This window comes from Amycolatopsis cihanbeyliensis, from assembly GCF_006715045.1.
Classification (GTDB): Bacteria; Actinomycetota; Actinomycetes; order Mycobacteriales; family Pseudonocardiaceae; genus Amycolatopsis; species Amycolatopsis cihanbeyliensis.
Window position 1 is genome coordinate 642870 of the sequence record NZ_VFML01000001.1, and the last position, 23421, is coordinate 666290.

Annotated in this window: 22 protein-coding genes; 9 read left to right on the top strand and 13 right to left on the bottom strand. The window is 69.8% G+C overall.

Annotated features, from left to right (window positions below; all coding sequences use genetic code 11):
- Positions 1–18: 18 nt before the first annotated feature.
- Positions 19–1044 carry an iron-siderophore ABC transporter substrate-binding protein gene (locus tag FB471_RS02620; protein ID WP_141995760.1) on the bottom strand — a complete coding sequence of 342 codons (1026 nt, stop codon included), beginning with the start codon at positions 1042–1044 and terminating at the stop codon, positions 19–21.
- Between the two features lie 47 nt (positions 1045–1091).
- Positions 1092–2486, bottom strand: coding sequence for a lysine N(6)-hydroxylase/L-ornithine N(5)-oxygenase family protein (locus tag FB471_RS02625; protein ID WP_141995761.1), 1395 nt, complete (start codon positions 2484–2486; stop codon positions 1092–1094).
- Positions 2487–2652: 166 nt separating this feature from the next.
- On the opposite strand from FB471_RS02625, the gene FB471_RS02630 reads away from it, so the two are divergent.
- Entirely contained in the window at positions 2653–3615 is a 963-nt protein-coding gene (locus FB471_RS02630) for a methionyl-tRNA formyltransferase (RefSeq protein WP_141995762.1), read from the top strand.
- A 93-nt stretch (positions 3616–3708) separates the two neighbouring features.
- A complete protein-coding gene (locus FB471_RS02635) occupies positions 3709–4794 on the top strand; it encodes a carboxylate-amine ligase (protein WP_141995763.1) in 1086 nt (361 codons plus the stop codon).
- A 94-nt stretch (positions 4795–4888) separates the two neighbouring features.
- Here FB471_RS02635 and FB471_RS02640 read toward each other — a convergent pair whose 3' ends face one another.
- Positions 4889–5473 carry a GmrSD restriction endonuclease domain-containing protein gene (locus FB471_RS02640; protein WP_211358185.1) on the bottom strand — a complete coding sequence of 195 codons (585 nt, stop codon included), beginning with the start codon at positions 5471–5473 and terminating at the stop codon, positions 4889–4891.
- A gap of 261 nt (positions 5474–5734) precedes the next feature.
- Here FB471_RS02640 and FB471_RS02645 point away from each other — a divergent pair, with 261 nt between their 5' ends.
- Positions 5735–7513 (top strand): AMP-dependent synthetase/ligase, encoded by a 1779-nt coding sequence (locus FB471_RS02645; protein ID WP_141995765.1) that lies wholly within the window; start codon positions 5735–5737, stop codon positions 7511–7513.
- A gap of 165 nt (positions 7514–7678) precedes the next feature.
- Positions 7679–8995 carry an alpha/beta hydrolase gene (locus FB471_RS02650; protein WP_141995766.1) on the top strand — a complete coding sequence of 439 codons (1317 nt, stop codon included), beginning with the start codon at positions 7679–7681 and terminating at the stop codon, positions 8993–8995.
- Here the strand turns inward: FB471_RS02650 and FB471_RS02655 are convergent.
- Positions 8982–9863 carry an esterase/lipase family protein gene (locus FB471_RS02655; protein ID WP_141995767.1) on the bottom strand — a complete coding sequence of 294 codons (882 nt, stop codon included), beginning with the start codon at positions 9861–9863 and terminating at the stop codon, positions 8982–8984. The two genes, FB471_RS02650 and FB471_RS02655, sit on opposite strands and share 14 nt — an antisense overlap.
- Before the next feature lie 145 nt (positions 9864–10008).
- Here FB471_RS02655 and FB471_RS02660 point away from each other — a divergent pair, with 145 nt between their 5' ends.
- Positions 10009–10605, top strand: coding sequence for a TetR/AcrR family transcriptional regulator (locus FB471_RS02660; protein WP_170220677.1), 597 nt, complete (start codon positions 10009–10011; stop codon positions 10603–10605).
- On the opposite strand, the gene FB471_RS02665 is transcribed toward FB471_RS02660, so the two are convergent.
- From FB471_RS02665 to FB471_RS02695, 7 genes are all read right to left on the bottom strand, one after another.
- Entirely contained in the window at positions 10577–11845 is a 1269-nt protein-coding gene (locus FB471_RS02665; protein WP_141995769.1) for a glycosyltransferase 87 family protein, read from the bottom strand. The genes FB471_RS02660 and FB471_RS02665 overlap by 29 nt on opposite strands.
- Positions 11846–11963: 118 nt before the next feature.
- Complete coding sequence (locus tag FB471_RS02670) at positions 11964–12299, bottom strand: hypothetical protein (RefSeq protein WP_246076211.1); 336 nt, start codon at positions 12297–12299, stop codon at positions 11964–11966.
- 219 nt (positions 12300–12518) lie between these two features.
- Positions 12519–13625 carry a flavodoxin-dependent (E)-4-hydroxy-3-methylbut-2-enyl-diphosphate synthase gene (gene ispG, locus FB471_RS02675; protein WP_141995770.1) on the bottom strand — a complete coding sequence of 369 codons (1107 nt, stop codon included), beginning with the start codon at positions 13623–13625 and terminating at the stop codon, positions 12519–12521.
- Between the two features lie 44 nt (positions 13626–13669).
- Entirely contained in the window at positions 13670–14635 is a 966-nt protein-coding gene (locus FB471_RS02680; protein WP_141995771.1) for a 4-hydroxy-3-methylbut-2-enyl diphosphate reductase, read from the bottom strand.
- 28 nt (positions 14636–14663) lie between these two features.
- On the bottom strand, positions 14664–15704 hold the full coding sequence (locus tag FB471_RS02685; RefSeq protein WP_141995772.1) for a family 2 encapsulin nanocompartment cargo protein polyprenyl transferase: 1041 nt from the start codon (positions 15702–15704) through the stop codon (positions 14664–14666).
- Positions 15705–15711: 7 nt separating this feature from the next.
- Positions 15712–17130, bottom strand: a complete 1419-nt coding sequence (locus FB471_RS02690; protein ID WP_246076212.1) for a family 2B encapsulin nanocompartment shell protein — start codon at positions 17128–17130, stop codon at positions 15712–15714.
- A gap of 92 nt (positions 17131–17222) precedes the next feature.
- Positions 17223–18635, bottom strand: a complete 1413-nt coding sequence (locus FB471_RS02695) for a family 2B encapsulin nanocompartment shell protein (protein ID WP_141995773.1) — start codon at positions 18633–18635, stop codon at positions 17223–17225.
- A 727-nt stretch (positions 18636–19362) separates the two neighbouring features.
- Here FB471_RS02695 and FB471_RS02700 point away from each other — a divergent pair.
- Complete coding sequence (locus FB471_RS02700; RefSeq protein WP_141995774.1) at positions 19363–20139, top strand: bestrophin-like domain; 777 nt, start codon at positions 19363–19365, stop codon at positions 20137–20139.
- The gene (locus FB471_RS33940) at positions 20136–21350 is read left to right on the top strand and encodes a DUF6923 family protein (protein WP_170220678.1); all 1215 of its coding nucleotides are present in this window, start codon (positions 20136–20138) and stop codon (positions 21348–21350) included. The genes FB471_RS02700 and FB471_RS33940 overlap by 4 nt, the downstream gene beginning before the upstream one ends.
- A gap of 240 nt (positions 21351–21590) precedes the next feature.
- Here the strand turns inward: FB471_RS33940 and FB471_RS02710 are convergent, their stop codons facing one another.
- Together FB471_RS02710 and FB471_RS02715 are read right to left on the bottom strand one after the other, a co-directional pair.
- Positions 21591–21782, bottom strand: coding sequence for a DUF397 domain-containing protein (locus tag FB471_RS02710; RefSeq protein ID WP_141995775.1), 192 nt, complete (start codon positions 21780–21782; stop codon positions 21591–21593).
- Positions 21751–22653, bottom strand: coding sequence for a helix-turn-helix domain-containing protein (locus tag FB471_RS02715; RefSeq protein ID WP_170220679.1), 903 nt, complete (start codon positions 22651–22653; stop codon positions 21751–21753). The genes FB471_RS02710 and FB471_RS02715 overlap by 32 nt, the downstream gene beginning before the upstream one ends.
- A gap of 149 nt (positions 22654–22802) precedes the next feature.
- Between FB471_RS02715 and FB471_RS02720 the strand changes: the two genes are divergently transcribed.
- Positions 22803–23000 carry a hypothetical protein gene (locus tag FB471_RS02720; RefSeq protein WP_141995777.1) on the top strand — a complete coding sequence of 66 codons (198 nt, stop codon included), beginning with the start codon at positions 22803–22805 and terminating at the stop codon, positions 22998–23000.
- Entirely contained in the window at positions 22975–23418 is a 444-nt protein-coding gene (locus FB471_RS02725; protein WP_141995778.1) for a hypothetical protein, read from the top strand. The genes FB471_RS02720 and FB471_RS02725 overlap by 26 nt, the downstream gene beginning before the upstream one ends.
- The last annotated feature ends 3 nt before the right edge of the window (positions 23419–23421 follow it).

A 23421-nucleotide genomic window follows, 5' to 3' on the forward strand; every position in this document is an offset into this window, starting at 1 on the left:
TGCGCCGCCCACCGGCCGCTACGTCACGGCCTCGAGCATCGGTACCACCTTGTCGACGGCGTACGGGATGCTGAGCACGGTGTTGAAGGACAGCGCGGAGCCGATGTCCGGGTCCTGGTACGGCAGGAACAGGTCCCGGTTCTCCCGGGACACCGCCAGCTTCTGGTACAGCGGGTCGGTCGTGAGCTGCTGCTCGACCTCGGGGGTGCCGACCAGCCACACTAGCCGGTCCACATCGACCAGATCGAAGCGCTCGAAGCTGAAGTCCGCCACGTTCTGCGTGCCGACGGCCTTCTCGTACTCCGCCGAGACGGTGAAACCCATCTCCTTGAAGAAGACCATCTTCGGGTCGTTGGGCGAGAACGCGGAGAACTTGCCGGGTTCGTAGGGCTCGCCGACGGCGACCGTCCTACCCTCCCACTCAGGATGCGCCTCGCGCACCCGCGCGAACCGCTGGTCGATCTCGGTGATCAGCTGCTCGGCCTCGTCCACCTTGCCCAGTGCCTTCCCGATGGCGCGGGTCATCTCCTGCCACGGAGCCTGGTAGCTGTCGTGACCCTTGGGCTGGGCGACCACCGGCCAGCGCTGGGACAGGGTGTCGTACTGCTCCTGCCGCATCCCGGAGTACTGGGCGATGATCAGATCCGGATTCAGCTTCGCGATCTTCTCCATGTCGTACTCGTCCCGCTCACCCACGATCTCCGGCGGCGTGGCACCCCAGCGGTCCTCGATCCACGCCCATTGGCCGTAGGGACGTTCCCCGAACCAGTCGATCGCGCCGACCGGCTTCACCCCCAGTGCCAGCACGGCGTCCTGATCGGACAGACCGAGCGTGACAACCCGCTGCGGCGCCGACGGAATCTCCGTCGCGCCGTACTTGTGCTCGACGGTCACCGGAAACGCGCCCTGCGCATCGGCCGGGCTGTCGCCGGAGGAGGGGTCCTCGGCGGCGCCGCAGCCGGCGAGCGCGGCGGCCAGCAGGAAACCCGGCAGCGCGGCGAACAACCGCCTTCGCGCCGGGCGGATGGGGGTATCGGTGAACATGACGACGTACCTTTCCGTGTTACTCGGATGTTCCTTCGTGCCAGGGTTCAGCCGGAGACGGTGCCGCTCACCGCGTACCGGGGACGAACCCGGGTGACCCCCTTGGCGCGCGGCGAGACCCGATCGGTGATCGACCGCAGGATCTCGCCGGCACGCACGGCGTTGTTGGACAGCAACGAGGACGTGATGCCGTGGCTGTGCTCGGTGCCACCGCCTTGCAGGTAGACACCGGCACGTACCTCGGGTGCGGTCCGCACCCGGTAGTCGCGGTCCACCTGTGCCCTGCCCTGCTCGTCCCGCAGGCAGTACGGCCCGAGTTCGCCCAGCTCGGCCAGCGGGTCGCCGGACAGGTACCCGGTCGCGTACACGACCACGCCCGCCTCCAGCACGGTGCGCTCCCCCGTGGCCAGCGACTCGACGGTGGCGCGCACGCCCGTCGCGGTCTGCACGACCTCCACCGGCCGGCAGACGTTGAACAGCCGCAGCCGCTCGGTGCCGAGCACCTTCTCCCGGTACATCCGCCGGTAGAGATCGTCGATCAGCTCGAGGTCGACCACGGAGTAGTTGGTGTTGCCGTGGTATCCCAGCAGCCGCTGCTTGACCTCCTCGGGCGCGAGGTAGAACGCGTCCACCGCGTCCGGGTCGAAGATCCGGTTGGCGAACGGGCTGTCGTCGGAGGGGCTGTAGCCGTAGCGGGTGAAGACCGAGCACACCTCGGCCTCGGCGAAGCGGTCGTGCAGGAAGGCGGTGACCTCCGCGGCGCTCTGGCCGGCGCCGACCACGACGAACCGGGACGGCGTGTCCTGCTCGAGGTGGGCGACCCGGTGCAGCAGCTCGCTGTTGTGCCACACCCGTTCACCTCGGGTGACACCCTCGGGCAGGTTCGGCCGCAGGCCGGTCGCGACCACCAGGTTGCGCGCCCGCCAGGACACCGTCTCGCGCATGCCGACGCCGGTGCGGGACTCCACCTCGAAGTAGGCCACCACCTCGTCCCCGGTGTCCCCGGTGTCCCGTGCGTACACCGGCCGAACCGCCACCACCTCGTGCCCGTAGGTCACCTGGTCGTCCACCCGCGCGGCGGCCCACTCGAAGTAGTCGTGGAACTCCGCCCGCAACGGGAACAGGGTCTTGTGGTTCACGAAGTCGACCAGCCTGCCCTTGCTCTGCAGGTAGCACAGGAAGCTGAACTCGCTGGCCGGGTTGCGCAGGGTCACCAGATCCTTGAGGAAGGACACCTGCATGGTGGCGTCGTCGATCAGCATGCCGCGGTGCCAGCCGAACTCCGGCTGGCGCTCGAGAAAGTGCGCGGTGAGGGCGTCGCCATCGGCGGCCTGAGCGTTGTACTCGGTCACCGCGATCGCCAGCGCGAGGTTCGACGGCCCGAATCCCACCCCGACGAGGTCGTATACCGGTGTCTCGTCGCTCAGAAGTGCCTGTGACATAGCCGTCCCATCACGCGCGTCCAGTGAACCGAGGAAACCCTAACCTAAGTTAGCCCAGCCTCAGTTACTACATTCGGGGTGATGTTCGTCCCCTTGGTCGACGTTGCGAAATTAGGTCAGGCTTGCTTCACTAGCCCCGTTTGGCGCCGTTACGCGAGGAGGACCCGTGCGCATCGTTATGTTCGGCTACCAGACCTGGGGGTATCGAACCTTGCGGGCGCTGTTGGACTCCGAGCACGAGGTGACGCTGGTGGTCACGCACCCCCAGTCGGACCACGCCTACGAACGGATCTGGTCCGACTCGGTCGCCGAGCTCGCCACCGAGCACGGCATCGAGGTGCTGCTGCGCAACCGGCCAGGGGACGAGGAGATGATGTCCCGGCTCAAGGAGGCCGATCCGGACCTCATCGTGGCGAACAACTGGCGCACCTGGATCCCGCCGGAGATCTTCAACCTCCCGCGCCGGGGCACGTTGAACGTGCACGACTCGCTGCTACCCGCCTATGCCGGGTTCTCCCCGCTGATCTGGGCCCTGATCAACGGCGAGCAGGAGGTCGGCGTGACGGCCCACATGATGAACGAGGAGCTGGACGCGGGGGCGATCGTGCTGCAGCGCGCGGTGCCGGTCGGCCCGCGGGACACCACCACCGACCTGTTCCACAAGACCGTCGACCTGATCGCGCCCCTGGTCGCCGAGTCGCTGGAGTCGATCTCCTCCGGCCGCACCGACTGGGTCCCGCAGGACCGTTCCCGGGCCAGCTTCTTCCACAAGCGGGCGCCCGAGGACAGCCGGATCGACTGGACCTGGCCCGCCGCGGACATCGACCGGCTCGTCCGGGCGCAGTCCGACCCCTACCCCAACGCCTTCACCTACCACCGCGGTGAGCGGCTGCGGATCGTGCGCGCCTCGGTGTCCGAGGGCCGGTACGGCGGCACCCCCGGCCGCATCTTCATCCCGGAGGGTGACGGGGTGGTGATCGTGACCGGCGCGGACGCCAGGTTCGGCCGCAACCACGGACTGCTGGTCGAACGCGTGCGCACCGAGGACGGAACGGAGTACCGGGCAACCGAGTACTTCCGCACGATGGGTGGCTACCTGACCAACCAGCCCACACGACCGGCCTCTTGACAGCCGTGTCGCGCGTTGGGAAACGGGCACCGACAGACCCCCGCTAGATCCACAAAGGACTATACTTCGCCCGTGACCGGGTAATTTGACGGTATGACGGGTGACGCACTGACTCTCGGAGTCGAGGAGGAGTTCCTGCTCGTGGACGCCGAGGGGCGGCTTTCCGAACTCGGACCGGACATCGTGGGCTCCGAGTCCTGGCCGGAAAGCGGGCTGCAGCGCGAGCTGGTCCGCTGCCAGGTGGAGACGGCGACCCCCGTCTGCGACGGTATCGAGGAACTGCTCGCACAGGTCCGCAAGCTGCGCAGGCAGTTGACCGACCGGGCGGTGGCGCGGGAGTTGCGGCTGATGCCCAGCGGCACCCCGGTGCTACCCGAACCCGGTCCGCCGCCGATCACGCCGAACCCGCGCTACCACCGGATCGCGCGGGAGTTCGGCGCGATCACCGACACCGCGGGCACCTGCAGCTGTCACGTGCATGTCGGCGTCCCGGACCGGGCGGCCGGGGTCGCGGTGAGCAACCGGCTGCGCGCCTGGCTGCCGGTGCTGCTGGCGCTCACGGCGAACTCGCCCTTCGACGGCGGCCACGACACCGGCTACTGCAGCTGGCGGCACGTGCGCTGGGCCCGCTGGCCCTCGTCGGGTCCTCCCCCGGTGTTCTCCTCCGTCGACCACTACGACACCGTGGTGCAGGCGCTGCTGCGCGCGGGCGCCGTGCTCGACCGCGGCATGGTGTACTGGGATATCCGGCTCTCCGAGAAGCAACCCACGCTGGAGGTCCGGGTCTGCGACGTCCCCGGAACGGCCGATGAGGCCGCGCTGCTGGCCGCGATCGTCCGCGGGCTGGTCGCTACCGCGCTGCAGGACACCGGCCGTGCGCCGAGGCCCACCCCCGATGTGCTGCGGGCCGCGCTCTGGCGAGCCGCGCGGGACGGCCTCGACGGCCACGGCTTCGATCCGCTCACCGCGACCCTGCGACCCATGCGCGAGCAACTGGCCCGGCTCACCGCGTACGTCCGCCCCGCGTTGCGGGACGCGGGCGATCTCGACTTCGTCACCGCACGGCTGGCCAGGCTGACCACCACCGGCGACGGCGCCAGCAGGCAACGCGCCGCCTACGCCGAGCGCAGGGCGCTGCGCGACGTCGTCGACATGCTCGCCCGCCAAACCAACTGCTGAAGTGCCCTGAACGTGGCTTTCCCGACGCCTGACGTCCCGATAGTGCCGTTCGCGACGTCTGACGTCCCGATAGTGCCGTTCAGGGCGCTTGGGGTCAGCAGGTGTTGAGCATGGACTGGAGGGCGGACTTCTCGGCGGGCTGCAGGGTCAGCCCCCAGTGGTACTTCGAGCGGATCCACATCTTGCTGTACGTGCAGTGGTAGGAGGACACCGGCTTCCACCGCGTCGGGTCGTCATCGCCCTTGCTGCGGTTGGAGCTCGCGCTCGACGCGCGCAGCTGCGGGTAGGACAGGTCGTTGGCGAAGTTCTCCCGCTTGCTCGCGCTCCAGTTCCGCGCCCCGGAACGCCACGCCTCGGCGAGCGGAACCACATGGTCGATGTCCATATCCGCGGCCGAGTACACGGTCACCCCGTCGTACGGGCTGTACCACCGGCCCGAGTCCGGGTAGCAGTCCGAACCGACCCGGACGTCGATACCGTCCCGCTTGAGCACCTCCTCGCGCACGTTGCAGTTGCCGGACACGGCGTTCCAGTGCGGGAACGCCTCCCGCGAGTAGCCGCTCATCGAACCCTCTCCCGCCACGGTGAGGGCGTTCAACTCGGCCTGGGCGGTGGACTTGTGCGGGATGTTCGGCGCGGTGGCCGAGGCGGGCGGCGCGAGCAGCACCCCGGCGGTCATCGCCGCCGCGGCGGTCGCGAGTGCGGTGAACCATCGGCGCCGGGCTGGGTGGGTCATCGGGTTCTCCTGGGGATTCGGGAACGGACCGGACAACGCCGCGACCGTCCCCCATCCAGGTTTCCGGCCGGTACCCCCGGAAAGGCGATCGGCCGAACTCTGCGCCAGTTGCCGGTGCACCATCCCTGTTGACATCTTGACAACAGGGTGTTCGGGCCGGACCCTTGGCCTGCACCACGCGACATCCGCGGCAAGGGAGCCCCGATGACGAACCGCACCGCCCTTCCGGAGACCTTCTGCGCGGCCTTCCAGGAGACCGCGGCCCGGTGGCCGGAGGAAGTCGCACTGCGCACCCCCGACGGCGGCACCAGGGTCACCTGGCGGGACTACGCAGAGCGCGTGCACCGGCTCGCCGCCGGGCTGGCCGGCCTCGGCGTGCGGCACGGCGACACGGTCGCGCTGATGCTCACCAACCGGCCGGAGTTCCACCTCGCCGATGTCGGCGCACTGCACACCGGCGCGACCCCGTTCTCGCTCTACAACACACTGGCCGTGGAGCAGATCACCTACGTGCTGCGCGACTCCGGGGCACGCGTGGCGATCTGCGAGGAACAGTTCGCGTCGAAGATGCTGGCGGCCGTACGGGACACCGCGGTGGAGCACGTGCTGTGCGTGGACGGCACGCCGGACGGCACCCGGCCGCTGGCGGCGCTGGAGCCCGATCCGGACTTCGACGCCGCGGCCGCCCGGACCGCCGTGCGTCCGCAGGACACGCTCACCGTCATCTACACCTCGGGCACCACCGGCCCGCCCAAGGGGGTGGAGCTCACCCACGCGAACATGATGGCCGCGGTGGCCGCCACCCTGGCGGTGCTGCCGGCGGGCCAGTCCGACCGGATCGTGTCGTACCTGCCGGACGCGCATGTGGCCAACCGCTGGGGCGCGCACTACACCAGCCTGTGCACCGGCATGCAGATCACCACGGTCGCCGATCCGAAGACGATGATCGCCGCGCTGCCGGACGTGCGGCCGACCTTCTTCGGCGCGGTACCGCAGGTGTGGTACCGGCTCAAGGCGGCGATCGAGGCCACCCTCGCGGCCGAGGACAACCCCACCAAGCGCCGGCTCGCGAACTGGGCCATCGGGGTGGGCGTCCGGCACGCGCGGGCGAGCACCGGCCACGGCCGGATACCGGCCACGCTGCGCCTGCGGCACCGGGTCGCCGACGCACTGGTGCTGTCGAAGGTGCGGAGCACACTCGGCCTGGACCGCGTACGGATCGCCGCCTCGGGCGCCGCCCCGATCGCGCCCGAGGCGCTGGAGTTCGTCCTCGCGCTCGGCATCCCGGTCTGCGAGCTGTGGGGCATGTCGGAGACCTCCGGACCGGCCACGATGAACCGGCCGGAGGCGATCCGGATCGGCACCGTCGGCCAGGCCGTGGACGGCATGCAGGTCCGGCTCGCCGAGGACGGCGAACTGCTGGCGCGCGGACCGCTGGTGATGAAGGGCTACCGCAACGATCCGGAACGCACCGCCCGCACGATCGACGCCGAAGGCTGGCTGCACACCGGTGACATCGCCGAGATCGACGCCGAAGGCTACGTGCGCATCATCGACCGTAAGAAGGAACTGCTCATCAACGCGGCCGGCAAGAACATGTCCCCCGCGAACATCGAGAACGCCGTCAAGGTGGCCTGCCCGCTGGTCGGGGTCGCCGCCGCCATCGGGGACAACCGGCCGTACGTGATCGCGCTCATCGCCATCGACCCGGAGGCCGGGGCGGCGTACGCGGCCGAGCACGGCCTGCCGGACGCCTCCCCTGCCACGCTGGCCGGGGATCCTGGCGTGCGCGCCACCGTCGAGGCCGGGGTCACCGCGGCCAACGAGAAGCTGGCCAGGGTCGAGCAGATCAAGAAGTTCGCCATCGTGCCCGCCCTGTGGGAGCCCGGAGGGGATGAGCTCACCCCGACGATGAAACTGAGGCGCAAGCCGATCTCCGAGAAATACGGCCGGCTGATCGAGGAGCTGTACACGAAACCGTGACTGTTTTATTCGGCGAATCGCCATAATGTCTTGTTCGGCAAGAATAGCCGGTTAACAAAATCCGGATGGTACTGGCCGCGGGTGCCGGATATGGCTAGCCTCGCGGGGGAGTTCAAACCCCGGGAGTGAGCGTGTCCGGGCGCACGACCTGCGAAGGTGACAATCGTGACGGAGTCCGAGCCCGGCCGAGTCGATCGTGCCGCGCGTGGGAAAAGCAGCACCGCGAGCCCTGCCGACACCGCGGTCCGTTCCCGGTGCCCGGCGAGTGAGCGCGCCACCGGATCGCCGTTCCGGCGATGGTGGCGACTCGCCCTGATGCTGGTGGTCGTGCCACTGGCGGTGGCGGCGAGCCTGGTCGCGCTCGGCGTGCTCGTGCCCGGGTTGCCGGTGGTCGGAGAGGTCGGCACCGGACTGGTCGGCACGTTCCCGCTCTACGCCGCGCTGATCTCCGTCCTGGTCGTCCTGCTCGGCGCCGTGCTCTGGTCGACGGGTGCGCGCTACGGCGGCGGAACGGGCATGGCGCTGGGCGGGTTCGGCACCGCCTCCGCCCTGATCGTGCTGTTTGGCCAGCTCGGTTTCGCCGCGACCCAGGGGGTGTCGGTCTCCTGGTGGGAGTTGCTCACCGTGCCGCACCAACCCGCGGCACAGCCGGACCGGACCGTGCGCTACGCCACCGTCGGCGGGGTGGAGCTCGAGTTGAGTGTCTGGCTACCGGACCGGCCTGCCGCGCGGCCGCGGCCGGCCGCGGTGTGGGTGCACGGGGGCGGATTCGTCGCCGGGCATCGCGACGAGCTGCCCGGGGTGGACCGCTGGCTGGCCGACCGCGGCTACCCGGTCTTCGACATCGACTACCGGCTGGCACCGCCGCCGCGCTGGCGCGACGCGTCCCAGGACGTCGCCTGCGCCCTGGCCTGGGTGGCCGAGCACGCGGCCGAGTACCAGGTGGCACCCGACCGGATCGCACTGGTCGGCGGTTCCGCCGGCGGCAGCCTCTCGCTGAACGTCGCCTACGGGCTCGCGGGCGGCCGGATCAGCAGCAGCTGCGGCGGGACCCCGCCGACGCCCGCGGTGGCCGTCGGATTCTATCCGGCCGCCGACATCGCCGGGATCTACCACGACGGCGGGCCGTTCGACTACCAGCACCGGGTGGGCAACGCCTATCTCGGCGGCTCACCGGAACAGTTTCCCGACCGGTACCGGGCCGCGTCGGCCACCAGCAGGATCCGGCCCGGGTTGATGCCGACACTGCTGGTCACCGGGGGCGGAGACCATCTGATCGAGCAGAGCAGGGTGACCGGGATCGCCGACCGGCTGGCGGCCGCCGACGTTCCACATCGGACTGTCGTCGTGCCCTACGGCGAGCACGCGTTCGACATATCCTACGGCGGGGTCGGCGGCCAGATCAGCAGGCAGGTCCTCGGCCAGTTCCTCGGCAGGCACCTGCCCACCGAGGAACCGGCGAACGCGTCTAGTTCCGGCTGAGGGCCTTGTTGGTGATCGCGAACACCGTGGGCGAGAAGGCCATGGTGATATGCCCCGGGGTCGCCTTCGGATTCACGTCCTGCACGGAGATGTTGTCCACGTTCGGCCCGTCCAGGTAGCTGGTCTCGATCGGGGTGACCAGCACGTCGTACTTCGAGGTGAGCACCGTGTAGTGCACGTTCCCGACCGTCTCGGTCGGGCTGTTCAGCTCCTTGATGAACGGGGAGTCGGTGACGAGCTGGGTGCACACCTCACAGACCGTGGGCAGCAGCGCCTCGTCGAAACCCGGTATCTGCTTGGCCAGTTCGTACAATCCGGACAGTGAGGTTCCGTGGTTGGGCGGTGCCCAAGCCACGAAGTTGTCCACCTTGCTCGCGCCACCGAGGTTCTTCAGGTAGTAGCGGGGCATGATCCCGCCCTCGGAGTGCCCGACGAGGTCCACCGTGGACACACCAGTGGCCGCACGGACCTTGTCCACGAACATGGCGAGTTGCTCGGCCGAGTACTCGATGGGCTTGAAACCACCGAGGAGATCGACGACGGGCAGCCGGATCGAACCGTAGGTGATACTGAAGACGCAGTACCCGTTCGCCTTCAGGTAGGGCGAGAACGCGCTCCAGTGTCCCGCGGACGGGGCGCTGAACCCGTGCAACAGGATCACCGGCCGCGGATGCTTCGCCGTGGGCTTGCAGGACCAGTCGTTCGCGCCGAGCGGAGCCGGGTTCTCCTGCGCGGGCGGAACCTCGGCCGCCGCCGGGGCGGCGGGGGCCGGGGCCACGCCCTGGGCCGTCGCGGCGGGGGCCGCCGCGACCGTGCCGGCGGCGACCAGGGCCACCAGCGGAGTCAGATACCGGAGACGAGTACGCACGGTCTCTCCTTCGAACGGGCGGGCGGGCGGCCGCCCGCCACTACCAGGGGCACATTGAAGGCTACTCCCGAGTAAGAAACATTTTCAAGAAACTCTTCCAGGAACTTTGTGCAAGCAGCCCACGGGGATGGGTAGGCTGAGCGGTATGCCGCAATCGTTGAGCCCTCGCACCCGTTCCCGGCCCCGGCGAGACGCGCTGCTGGATGCCGCGATCGAGGTGATCGGCGAGCACGGAGTGGCCGGCACCACCCACCGCGCGGTCACCGAACGGGCGGGCGTACCCCTGGCCACCGCGAGCTACTACTTCTCCTCGATCGGCGAGCTGATCTCCGAGGCCCTGCGCAAGTTCGCCGCGGAACGGGCCGAGACGCTGGCCCCACCCGAACGCGGCACGGGTACCGAGCCGTTCCGGCCCACCGAGGTGGCCGAGTGGGCGGCGGAGCGGTTCATCGAGGTATCGGAGTCCGCCCGGCTCGCGTTCTTCGAGATGGTGATCAGCTCGGCGCGCCACCAGGAGCTGGCCGAGCCCAAGCATGTCGCGTTGAGCAGTTACTACGAGGCGGCACAGGCCGGGCTGGCCGCGCTGGACTGCCCGCGGGACGCCGACCAGGCACGGGCGCTGGTCGCGCTCTGCCTCGGCTTCAGCCTGCTCCAGCTCGCCGATCCGCGGGCCGACGACCGTGCGCAGCTCGGCACGGCGTTGTACCAGTTGTTCAGCGGGCAGCGGTCAGCGCGGGACTGACCGGCTGCCGCTCGAGGTGCGGCTCCCCGGGCGGGGTGTGCCCGCGTTTCCCGCGCACCAGCAGAAACAGCCCGAGCAGCACCGGGAACAGCACGTAGGTGTTGCTGAGCACGAAGGTCAGCGGGTTCAGCGCACTGACCGGCACGTGCATCGGCCGGAGCACGAACACCACCAGGGTCACCGGCAGCAGCCACCTCGCGGCCCGGTCGCCGCTCGCGGCCTCGATCACCAGCAGGACCACCAGCGGCACGGCCCACACCCAGTGGTGCACCCAGGAGACCGGGCTGACCAGCAACGCGAGATACCCGGTCACCAGCAGCGCGTGCACCGGCCTGCCCTGCCGGTGATAGCGGCGCACCAGCACCACCGCACCGACCGCGAGCACGGCGCCGATCCCGTATCCCGCGTACTGCGACCAGGACGCGTCCCCGGTGAGCCTGCGCACCACGGCACCGAGGGACTGGTTCCAGACCAGCGCCGTCGGCCCGATCCGGGAGGAGTCGAACACGGTGTGCGTCCAGAAGCGAACGGTGTCGTGCGGGATGAGCAGCAGCATCAGGCCCTGCGAAACCAGGAAGGTCGCGGCGGCGCGTGCGGCGTCGACCCGGCGGCCGATCAGCGCCAGGTGCACCACGAAGATCAGCGGAGTCAACTTGGTCGCCGCGGCCAGCCCGACCAGCACCCCGCCCGCGTGCCGCCCGCGCCCCGTGGCGCCACAGACCACGAGCAGGTCCAGCACGATGAGCGCCATCAGCACCGCATTGATCTGCCCGTAGCCGAGGGTGGTCCACACCGGCTGCAGCCCGAGCAGCGCCAGGCCGAGCAGCACCGCGCCCCATCCGGGCTGCAACCAGGACGGCCTGCGCGGCGACCTCCGCAACACGACGTAGGCGACGAGCACCACGGCCAGCACGGACCCCACGTTCAGCAACGCCCAGCCGAGCTGTTCCGGGATGGCCACGAGCGGCACGAACACGAGCGCGGCGAACGGCGAGTAGGTGAAGGGCAGCCGGGCGTATTCGGGGGTGAAGGGCAGAATGTCCGAGTCGTACAGCGACCGCCCGTGCAGCAGGGTCTCCGCCCCGGCGCGGTACACGGCGGTGTCCACGCCCCCGGGAATGTTCTCCAGGTAGCAGCTCAACCCGCTGATCACACAACCGACCGCGGCGATGGCCAGCAGCAGCCATCTCCCCCAGCGAAACCGCACGGCGTCCCCCCGGTCCTGACCACCCGAACCCAACGGTCAGGAATTTACCAGGACGGTCATCGAGTGGTGATCGACCCCCGCCGTGCGATGCCTGCCCGGCCACCACGGCGAGTCCACCGTGGCCGCCCCTCACCGGGCAGGCACCCGCCGGTCACATCACGTCGACATGATAATTGGCGACCCGCGCCGAACTGAGCAGCCCGCCATGGCATTCCGCGACGGAAGGACCGAAACCGGCCTCGGTCCAGTTGCCCCGCGCATACCACGAGGAAAGAATTGAAGAACAGTGCGCCACCACCCGGAACGAGTACGGCGGATGGGGCACGTGGTAACAGTTCACCGATATGCCCTGGCCGTAGGAGAAGTCATAGCGGAAAACATGACATCCCGGCGGAGGATGGTCCGATGCCGATGCCGAGGCCGGCGCCGATGCGAGACCGACCATCGCGACAACACCCGCGAGCATACCGACAATTTTGCGTACCATGATGACTCCCGCCCCGCGTACCGAGGAAACGATTACTTGACAACTAGCAGAGTAGAAGGCCGGAGGAATTACCCGCAATCACCGGATAAGCGACAACTAATCGCTGGCGGTGACCGCGGCTGCTCCAACTGAGGGAGGCCACAACCGTCCGGAGTGGTCGGTCGAACCGGGAATTCTCCGATCGGTAGCGCTCGGTTTCCGCCGGTTCCGCGCGGTTGTTCAGCACCGTTGCGACCAGTCCCTGCTGAGCGCCTCCTCCAGCAGCGTTTCGACGATCTTGCTCTCCGGTACCGTACGCACCACCTCACCCCGGACGAAAATCTGGCCCTTGCCGTTGCCCGAGGAGACCCCGAGATCGGCCTCCCTCGCCTCGCCGGGACCGTTGACCACGCAACCCATCACGGCCACCCGCAGTGGAATGGGGAAGTCCTCGAACGCCGCGGCGACCTCCTCGGTGAGCCGGTAGACGTCCACCTGCGCACGGCCGCAGGAGGGGCAGGACACGATCTCCAGCCTGCGCGGCCGCAGGCCGAGCGACTCCAGGATCTGGCTGCCCACCTTGATCTCCTCGACCGGCGGCGCGGAGAGCGACACCCGAATCGTGTCGCCGATCCCCTCGCCGAGCAGCACACCGAACGCCACGGCCGACTTCACGGTCCCCTGCGGAGGTGGTCCGGCCTCGGTGACGCCGAGATGCAGCGGGTAGTCGCAACGCTGCGCCAGCATGCGGTACGCCTCGATCATCACCAGCGGGTCATGGTGCTTGACCGAGAGCTTCAGGTCGCCGAAGCCGTGCTCCTCGAACAGCGAGCACTCCCACAGTGCCGACTCCACCATCGCCTCCGCGGTGGCCTTGCCGTACTTCGCCAGCAGCCGCCCGTCCAGCGAGCCCGCGTTCACCCCGATCCGGATCGGGGTGAACGCCGCCGAGGCCGCCCGCGCGATCTCGGCGACCTTGTCGTCGAACTTCTTGATGTTGCCGGGATTCACCCGTACCGCCGCGCATCCCGCGTCGATCGCGGCGAACACGTACTTCGGCTGGAAGTGGATGTCCGCCACCACCGGGATCTGCGACTTGGCCGCGATGGCGGGCAAGGCGTCCGCGTCGTCCTGCGAGGGCACCGCAACCCGCACGATCTGGCAGCCCGCGGCGGTGAGCTCGGCGATCTGTTGCAAGGTCGCGTCGACATCGGCGGTCACCGTGGTGGTCATGGACTGCACTGACACCGGCGCGCCGTCGCCGACCGGCACATCGCCGACCAGGACACGGCGGGACGGCCGGCGGGCCAGCACCGGTCCCGGCATGCCCAGTTCAACGAGACTCATCGAGCAACCTCCGGAAAGCGTCGGGAAATCGGGCGGGAGCACCCTCACCGCACCGCCGACGGCAGGGTGAAGTGGATGGTTTCGCGGGTGGTCTCGTGCGCGTGCACGGTGACCGGACCGAGCTCGCCCAGTGCGGCGATCACGTCGTCGACAAGGCTCTCCGGGGCCGAGGCGCCCGCGGTCAGCCCCACGGTGCCCACCCCGGCCAACCACTCCGGCCGGATATCGCCCGCGTCGTCGATGAGCCGGGCCGGGGTGCCCTGGCGCTGGGCCAGCTCGACCAACCGGACCGAGTTGGACGAGTTGGCCGAGCCGACCACGAGTACCAGGTCGGACTCCTCGGCCACCCCGCGCAGCGCGTCCTGGCGGTTGGTGGTGGCGTAACAGATGTCATCCGAGGCGGGGCCACGCAGCTCGGGAAACCGCTCCCGGAGCGCCGTGATCACCTCCTCGGTCTCGTCCACCGACAACGTGGTCTGGGTCAGGTAGGACACCCGAGTCGGGTCGGGCACGCGCAGGTGCTCCACCTCGGCCACGTTCTGCACCAGCACGGTGTCCTCCGGCGCCTCACCCAGGGTGCCCTCGACCTCCTCGTGCCCCGCATGCCCGATCAGCAGTACGGTGTCGCCCCGGCCGGCGAACCGGCGCGCCTCGGCGTGCACCTTGGTCACCAGCGGGCAGGTCGCGTCGATCACGTGCAGGTCGCGCCGGCCGGCCTCCTCGCGCACCGCGGGCGAGACGCCGTGCGCGGAGAACACCAGGGTGGCCCCGTCCGGGACACCGTCCAGCTCATCCACGAACACCGCGCCCCTGGCCTCGAGATCGGCGACCACGTGGGTGTTGTGCACGATCTGCTTGCGCACGTAGATCGGTCCGCCCCAGCGTCGCAGGGCTTGTTCCACCACGTCGATGGCCCGCTCCACGCCCGCGCAGAAGGAGCGGGGTGAGGCCAGCAGCACCGTGCGCGGCCCGGCGACCGGACGCCAGGCAGGATCATCCGCATTGATCATGTCGTTCACTCCGATGATTCGGGAAAGGTCAGCGATCGCGACGGGTGACGAGCCGGGCCAGCGCCGCCAACTCGGCGCCCGCACGCGGCCGCGGGCCGGCCGCGGCGAGGTCACGCAGTGCCCTCGCCAGCAGCTCGTCGGCCTGCTCCTGGCTCCAGTCACGCGCCCCTGTCGCGTCGATCAGCTCCGCGGCGCGGACCAGCTCCGTGCCGGACAGCGGCTGCTCGCGGTAGTACAAGGTGGCCAGTTCCCTGCCCTGCGGGGTGTCCGAGGTGAGCGCGGCGACCACCGGCATGGATTTCTTCCGGTTCTGCAGGTCCGAGTAGACCGGTTTCCCGGTGACCGCGGGCTCGCCCCAGATCCCGAGCAGGTCGTCGACGAACTGGAAAGCCAGCCCCAGCTGTGCCCCGAACCGGCGCAGCCGGTCCACCTGCTCGGGACCGCCGCCGGCGAAGGCCCCGCCGAGCGCCGTCGTGCAGCCCAGCAACGCCCCGGTCTTACCCTCCGCCATCCGCAGGCACTCCGCCAGCCCCACATCGGAGCGCGTCTCGAAGACCAGGTCGGCGCTCTGTCCACCGACCAGTTCCTGCACCGCGGCGGCCAGGGTCCGGATCCCCTGCTGCGCAGCCGGATGACCGCTGCGGGCGAGCACGTCCAGCGCGAGAGTGAGCAAGGAGTCCCCGGCCAGGATCGCCGCCCCGACACCGAACACACTCCACGCCGTGGGCCGGTGGCGACGGGTGACGTCGCCGTCCATCACGTCGTCGTGCAGCAACGAGAAGTTGTGCACCAGCTCCACCGCCACGGCGGCCGGAACCGCGTCCGCCGGCCTGCCGCCCGCCGCCTCGGCGGCCAGCAGCACCATGGCGGGCCGGATGGCCTTGCCGCCGGCCTCCCGTAACGAGCGCCCGTTCTCGTCCCACCAGCCGAGGTGATAGCCGGTGACGTGCCGCATCTCCGACGGCAGCGTGTCGACCGCCGTGCGCAACGCGGGATCGACGAGGCCGCGGCCTGCGGACAGCACCTCCGGCACCGGCCTGCCCTCGGTCATCACATCCGAGATGGCCATGCGCGGCTCAACCTTCCCTGCCGATCTCGACATGCTCGAGTACGCCGAGCGCATCCGGAACGAGCACGGCCGCCGAGTAGTACGCGCTGACCAGATAGGACAGGATGGCCTTGGCGTCCACACCACGGAACCGGACGGACAGCCCGGGCTCGTACTCGTCCGGCAGACCGGTCTCGTGCAGCCCGATGACCCCCTCGTGCTCCTCACCGGTGCGCATGACCATGATCGAGCTGGTCCCGGTGTCGGAGATCGGGATCTTGTCGCAGGGCAACAGCGGCACCCCGCGCCAGGACATCGCCGTACGGTCGCCGACGTCGAGTGCCTCCGGGTAGACGCCCCGGCGCGTGCACTCCCTGCCGAAGGCGGCGATGGCGCGCGGGTGCGCGAAGAAGAACTCCGACCTGCGCCGCCTGCTGAGCAGCTCGTCCAGGTCGTCCGGGGTGGGCGGCCCGGTGCGGGTCTGGACGCGCTGCCTGAGGTCGGCGTTGTGCAGCAACCCGAACTCCCGGTTGTTGACCAACTCGTGCTCCTGCCGCTCACGCAGGGCCTGGATGGTCAGCCGTAGCTGCTGCTCGGTCTGGTCCATCGGGTTGTTGTACAGATCGGCGACGCGAGTATGGATCCGCAGCACGGTCTGCGCCAGGCTCAGCTCGTACTCGCGGGGCGCCGCCTCGTAGTCCACAAAGGTCGCCGGCAGGCTGGGCTCCCCCGCATGCCCCGAAGCCAGCTCGATATCGGCCTCGCCGAGCTTGTTCCGCGGCTCGGGCCGATGCGCGCGGACCCGATCCAGATGCGCACGCAGCCGGTCGGACCGGCCGAGCAGGTCCTCGAACCGCTGCCGGGGCAGCGCGAGCACGGTGCACGGGGTCACCGCCTGCACCGTGAAGTCCCACAGGTTGCCGGATTCGAGCAGCATTGTGGAGCCGAAGTGCTCGCCATCGGCCATGGTGCCGAGCACCGTGCGGTCGCCGTACTCGCCCGCGCCCAGCCGGTTCGCCTTGCCGTGCGCGATCAGGTACACCCGGTCCGCGCGGTGCCCGAACTCGGCGATCACCTCGCCCGGCTGGAACTGCTCCTGCTCGAACCGGTCGGCCAGCGCGTCCAGTACGTCCTCGTCGTCGAACCCGCGCAGCGGCGCGAGTTCCCGCAACTCCTGCGGGATCACCCGCACCGCGGAGCCGGTGTTCACGAAGGTGACCCTGCCGTCGCCGAGGGTGTAGGTGAGCCTGCGGTTCACCCGGTACGTACCACCCTTCGTCTCCACCCAGGGCAGCTTCCGCAGCAGCCACCGCGGCGAGATGCCCTGCATCTGCGGCACCGACTTGGTCGTCGTGGCCAGTTGCCGCGCGGCCGCCGTGCCGAGGCTGTGCGGCGGCCTGCCCTCCGCACCCGCGTCCGGCTCGGCCGTTTCCGTTGTCGCAGTCACGATGAAGCCCACCAATCTGTACGGTCGCCTGTGGAAAGCGCCAAGCGCGCCGGCTCGTGCCGGCTACGCCTGACGCCGTAGGTGGATATCGCTCAGTCCGCGCGCCCGATCTCGACGCGCTCGAGAATGCCGAGTGCGTCCGGGACCAGCACGGCCGCCGAGTAGTACGCGCTGACCAGGTAGGAGATGATCGCCTTCTCGTCGATACCCATGAACCGGACGGACAGGCCCGGCTGGTACTCGTCCGGCAGCCCGGTCTGGTGCAGCCCGACGACACCCTGCTGCTCCTCACCGGCGCGCATCAGCAGGATCGAGCTGGTGCGAGTCTCGGTGACCGGGATCTTGTTGCACGGGAACATCGGCACCCCGCGCCACGCCGGCACCATGTGCCCACCGATGTCCACACTCTGCGGGTAGAGCCCGTTGCGGTTGCACTCCCGGCCGAAGGCCGCGATGGCACGCGGGTGGGCGAGGAAGAAGCTCGGCTCCTTCCACACCGTCGCCAGCAGTTCATCCAGATCGTCCGGGGTGGGCGGACCGGACCGCGTGTGGATACGCTGCTTGAGGTCGGCGTTGTGCAGCAGCCCGAACTCCCGGCTGTTGATCATCTCGTGCTCCTGCCGCTCGCGGAGCGCCTCGATGGTCAACCGCAACTGCTGCTCGGTCTGGTTCATCGGCTGGTTGTAGAGGTCGGCGATCCGGCTGTGCACCCGCAACACCGTCTGCGCGACGCTGAGCTCGTACTCCCGCGGCGCCGACTCGTAGTCCACGAAGGTGCCGGGAAGGTCCGGCTCCCCGGTGTGGCCGGACGCCACCTCGACCGCGGCCTCGCCGTAGTCGTTGCGCGCCGAGACGAGGCTCGCCCGGTACCGCTCCACATGGTCGCGAAGTTGGTCGGACTGGTCGAGCAGGTCGTCGAAGGCCCGCTGCGGCAGCACCAGCACGGTGCACGCGGTGGTCGCCTTGACCGTGAAGTCCCAGATGCTCTGCGGGTCGAGCAGCGTCTCGTCGCCGAAGTGGTCGCCGTCGGCCAGCACATCCAGCGCGGTCTCGTCGCCGTACTCGCCGGGGCCGAACCTGCTCAGCTTCCCGTGCGCGATGAGGAGGGCCTGATCGGAAAGGTGCCCGAACTCCACCAGCACGTCGCCCGGTTCGTACTCGCGCTGCTCGAACCGGTCGGCCAGCGCGCTCAGCACCTCCTCGTCGTCGAACCCGCGCAGCAACGGCAGCTCGCGCAGTTCCTGGGGGATCACCCGCACCGCGGAGCCCGTGGCGGAGAACGTCACGCGCCCGTCGCCAACGGTGTAGGTGAGCCTGCGGTTCACCCGGTACGTGCCACCCTTCGTCTCGACCCAGGGCAACATCCGCAGCAGCCACCGCGAGGAGATGCCCTGCATCTGCGGCACCGACTTGGTCGTCGTCGCCAGCTTGCGCGCGGCCGCCGTGCCGAGGCTCTGTGGCCGCTCGTCCCCAACGCTGGACTCCACCGGCTCAGTGACGGTCACTACGTACACCACCAATCCTAGTAATGCGAGCGGAGAAGAAGATCAGTTTTTCTGATTGATCAAGAACGACAATACATTCGGATCGTCGGCCCAATTTTCCCCCGAGGGTTCAGGTGGGACCGCTAACTCAACATAGCAAGCGGGAATCGACGCACAAACACACGATCGGGTAGCGGCGACTTCTCACCCGAATGCCGGGACATGCGGGTAAAACTGCCGGACCGTCGCGCGCGTCCTCCTGGCATCGCCTGCCGTATCGGCGGCGGTCCGACCGGGCCGCGGTCACCGGGCACCCGACCGCTTGCACCGGCAGTCGCAGCGTGGACACGAGGGAGTGAAGATCACCGAACACCCTCTGATACCAGCACTTCCGCACCGGACGTATCGGGCATTGTCGGCACAGTACCTCCGGAAGGGACGGTGCGTACACCCGGTCACGAGCCGGCCGCCACGGTTGGCCCAACGGCCCGGCAACCGCGTGAAAGGCGCGCCGGAGGACTCGTCGTCCGGCGCTGCGTTCGCCATTTTCACTGCTCCTTTCGGCGAGGTTCTCCTCGCCGTATTCATCTGTCGGATGAATTATTCTCGGCGGACTTGCCCATGGCGCCGAGCCGTCACTAACTTCGTCACCACATCGAGTGGCGAGCGGTGGTGCGGAATCGGCTACGCCACGCTCTGGGGTTTCTCGGGGTTCTTCTCCCTCCCCGGGGGCACGGGAAGGAACGGGATGAATATCTACCTCAGCGGACTGTTGTGGATGCTGGGTGCCGCGGTGGTCGGCGGCGGGACCGCGTACCTGGTGCGCAGGTTCGGCCACGACGAGGGCAGGCTGGACAACAACGACGCCGCGGGGCAGGTGTTCACCATCATCAGCGGTCTGCACGCGGTGCTGGTCGCCTTCGTACTGATCTCCCTTTTCGACGCGGTACACGCCGCGCGGGACGGGCTGCGGCACGAGGCGGACAGCGTGATCGCGGCGGTATGGGCCGCCGACTCGCTGCCCTCCTCGGCGAGCGAACAGGTCCGGGCGATCAGCGCGTCCTACCTGGAAACGGTGATCCAGCGGGAATGGCCGCAGATACGGGCAGGGGACGAGGTCACCGGCCCGGGATGGACCCAGCTGCAACAGCTGCACCGGACGATCAACAAGGCTCCGATCCAGACCGACGACGAGTACTACGCCACCCAGAAGACCGAGGCGGTGCGCCAGGTCCTCGCCACGTACCAGGCACGGGAGGAACGGATCACCAGGCTGGTACACGGTGATGTCGGCACGGTGGTGTGGTTCGCGCTGGTACTCGGCGGGGTGATCGCCACCCTGCTGCCCAACCTGTTCGGCGGTACCAAGATGATGACCCACGTGGTGATCGTGTCCACACTCGCGGGAACGATCGCGCTGCTGCTGTTCGCCATCCACCAGTTGCAGAACCCGTTCGGCGGAGCGGCCAGGGTGGAGCCCGAGGCCTTCGAGTCCGCCCTCGAACGGTTGCGCCAGGCGCCATGACGTCTGCCCGGCTCCGCGATCCGCACCGCGGTCCGGCGCTGCTGGCCAGCGTCATGCTGGTGCTGTTGCTCGGGCCACCGGGGATTCCGGCCCGCGCCGCTCCCGGCTGCTCGATCCTGCGAGTGCATGCCGATGCGGTGCGCGGTCCGTCCACGTTGAGCCGGGTGGAGCTGCCCGCGGGCACCGCGACCCGGATCCGGCGGCTCGGGTACGAGGTGAACGCCGTCGGATACTCGCACGCGCAGGACCGTGGTTACGGGATCGCGACGGGTGAGCATCGCGGGTCCCGGCCCGGCTCGTGGCACGGGTACGGGCGGGTGCTGAGCTTCGACACGGCGGGCACGGTGCGGGATCACGGACCACTGCGGCATTCCGGGCGCAGGCCGCCGTGGGTCTCGATCCGGCAGGCTACCGCCGGCGCGATCTCCGGCACCCGCTGGTTCGTCAAGTGGGGCAGCAGCCTGAGGGTGGTGGACATCGACCCGAGCAGCCCGACGTTCCTGCACGTCCTGCGCGGCACGGAGCTGCGCCCGGACTCGGTCGCCGCCGCCGTGCACGACTTCGACATGGACCCGGCCGACGGTGCCCTGTACGGGGTGTCGACCCGGCCGAAGGGCCGGGCTGCCGTGGCGCGCATCGACCCGCGCAGCGGCGCGGTCCGGCGGCTGCCCGGTCCGTCCCTGCCACGGGCGAGCGCCTACGGGGCGGCCACCCTGGGGCCGGACGGCGCGCTGTACGTCACCGCCGACACGGCCGGGCACCGCAGCAGGCTGTACCGGGTGCCGCGGGACGGTTCGGCGGCGACCGAACTGGCCTCCGGGCCGCCGGTGGTCAGCTCCGACGCCACCGGCTGCCTGGCCGCGCCGCCGCCCCCGCCACCGACGCCACCGCCGACCTCTTCCCCACCGCCGGCGCCACCGGTGCCCGCGCCACCCACACCCGTGCCACCCACACCGAGCACCACGACCCCGGTCGTTCCGCAACCGGTGGTCCCACCCCCGACCACCCCGCCGCCGGTACGCCGGGCCGCCCCGCAACCACCGGTGCGCACCCCCGCGAGCGAGCCCACGCCCGACCGGCTACCGCCGCGCGCGCAGCAGGCGGCCGAGCAGCGCACCGACGCCACGGAGCGCAAGCGCCGCTGGAGCCTCGCCGTGCTGGTCGTGATCATCGCCGGCGGCGCAGCCGCGAGGCACGTCGGCCGCCGCTGACCCGCGCCCGCGCGGGAACGGCCAACGCGTGCGCGTAGCGGGCAAACACGGTTACGTGGGCGGCCAACACGCCGGACCGATCGTGTTTGCCGCCCACGTCCGCGTGTTGGCCATCCATGCACGCGAGTTGGCCGTTCCGGTAATCGAGTTTGCTGTTCCCGTAGGCGAGTTTGCCGCGCACGAAGGCGGGGGACCCCGGATCGCTCCAGGGTCCCCCGCCTCGATCGGTGCGCCGGGAGCTCAGCCCGCCGTCCCGCCGTCCTTCACCGCGGTGAGGAAGGCCCGGTAGGTGCGGGCGGTCAGGGTCAACGTCCCGCCGTCCCGGTTCTTGGTGTCGCGGATCCTGGTCCGCGTGGCGCCGACCGCCAGCTCGACGCAGGCGTTCGCGTTGCCACTGCGGCTACTCGTGCGCCACCTCTCGTGCGTGTCCATCGTCCCTCGTCAGCTCGTCCAGTGCGGCCTGTATCCGGGCCGCGGACTCCGCGGCCGGTAACGCCACCGCCACCGTGTCCTCGAACGCGCCGAGGAAGGCGGCGACATCCTGGTCATTGTCCACCAAGTCGCCACCGGCGGCGGATTCGAGGTAGACCGAGTACGGGTCCTCGGGGTCGTCGAACTCGAGCACGATGGCCGGGCCGGACATGGTGCCGACCGCCCCGGCCGTGAACGGGACGATCTGGATGGTGATGTTGTCCCGCTCGCCCATCTCCAGCAGGTGCCGTAGTTGCTCGGCCATCACCGCCGGGCCGCCCACCACGGTGCCGATCACGCCCTCGCCCAGCAGGACATGCAGGCGCAGCGGGCTGGGGCCTTCCAGCAGCCGCTGCCGGTCCAGTCGCTCGGCGGTGGCGCGCTCCTCCCAGTCCGGGCCGCGTCGCACGTTGAACCGGTGCGCGGCCGCCGCGATGGCCGCGGCATAGGCGGTGGTCTGCAACTGGCCGGGCACGGTGCTCAGCTCGAGGTCGTACTCCGCCACCGCGTCCCGCTCGTCGCGGCGGAACGCGACGTACTTGGCATGCAGGTCGGCCTGGTACTCCACCACCGTGGTGTCCTGCCGCGCGGCCCGCCACAGGCTGACCGCCTCCGCTCGCTCCTCCTCCGTGGCGCCGTACAGCCCGAGCAGGGCATGCAGCAGGTGCAGGTTGACCCGCTGGTTCCCGCTCTCCAACCTGCTGACCGTCGTTCGCGAGGTCTCCAGCAGCTCCGCGACGCGTTCGGGGATCAGGCGCGGTTCGACCCGCTCCCGTAGCGCTTCCATGTACCGACCCAGCTTGGCCTTGCGGCGAGTGCGCTCCGATGGCATGCGAACACCGTAGCGCTCGTGCGCCGCACACATAACTACACGATCCGGTAATCGCGCCGCGCACTGTGCGCCAGTAACGTGCGCTGTGATCGACACGTGCGGGACGAGAAAGCGCCGCACGGCAAACGCCCGGGGAGAGGTGGAGACGGATGTCCAGCATCGGGATGGTCGTCGGGTTGTGCCTGATCGTGATCGCGACCTGCGGCGCGCTGCACCTGGTGTGGCCGCAGCGCCCGGCGGCGCGTAGACACCCCCGCTGGACCGTGGCCGCCATCCAGCGACGCGTCGAAGCCGAACGCACCGGCCGGGTGGTGACCGACCGTGGAATGGTTCGACGCCACCGCTGACCCCGCCCACGCGCTGAGCGGTGACCAGCGGCGCCTTGCCGCCATCAGCATGGACGCCCTGCTGGACGAGCTCGCGCACCGCCGCTGGGAGAAATGGGCCTTCGGCGACGCGGCCGACCCGCTGGGCATCGCCTTCGTCCTATGGTGGCCCGCCCACGCCGATGTGGTCGTCCTGCACGGCCCCGACCGCGCCGTCACCTACCGCGCCCACCGCGACCCCCGATGGCATCCGTTCACCCCTGAAGCGGTGGCCTGGGTCTACGCCGGACCACCCACCCACGCCATCCGCACCCTGCTCCTGCTACCCCCACCGGACGCACTGAACGCCCCTGCCGACGTCCTCCGCCTCGGCGACAACGTCCGCGTCCCACCCACCTGGCTCGCCCGCCGACCCCAACTCATCCGCCCGAGCCAGTAACGG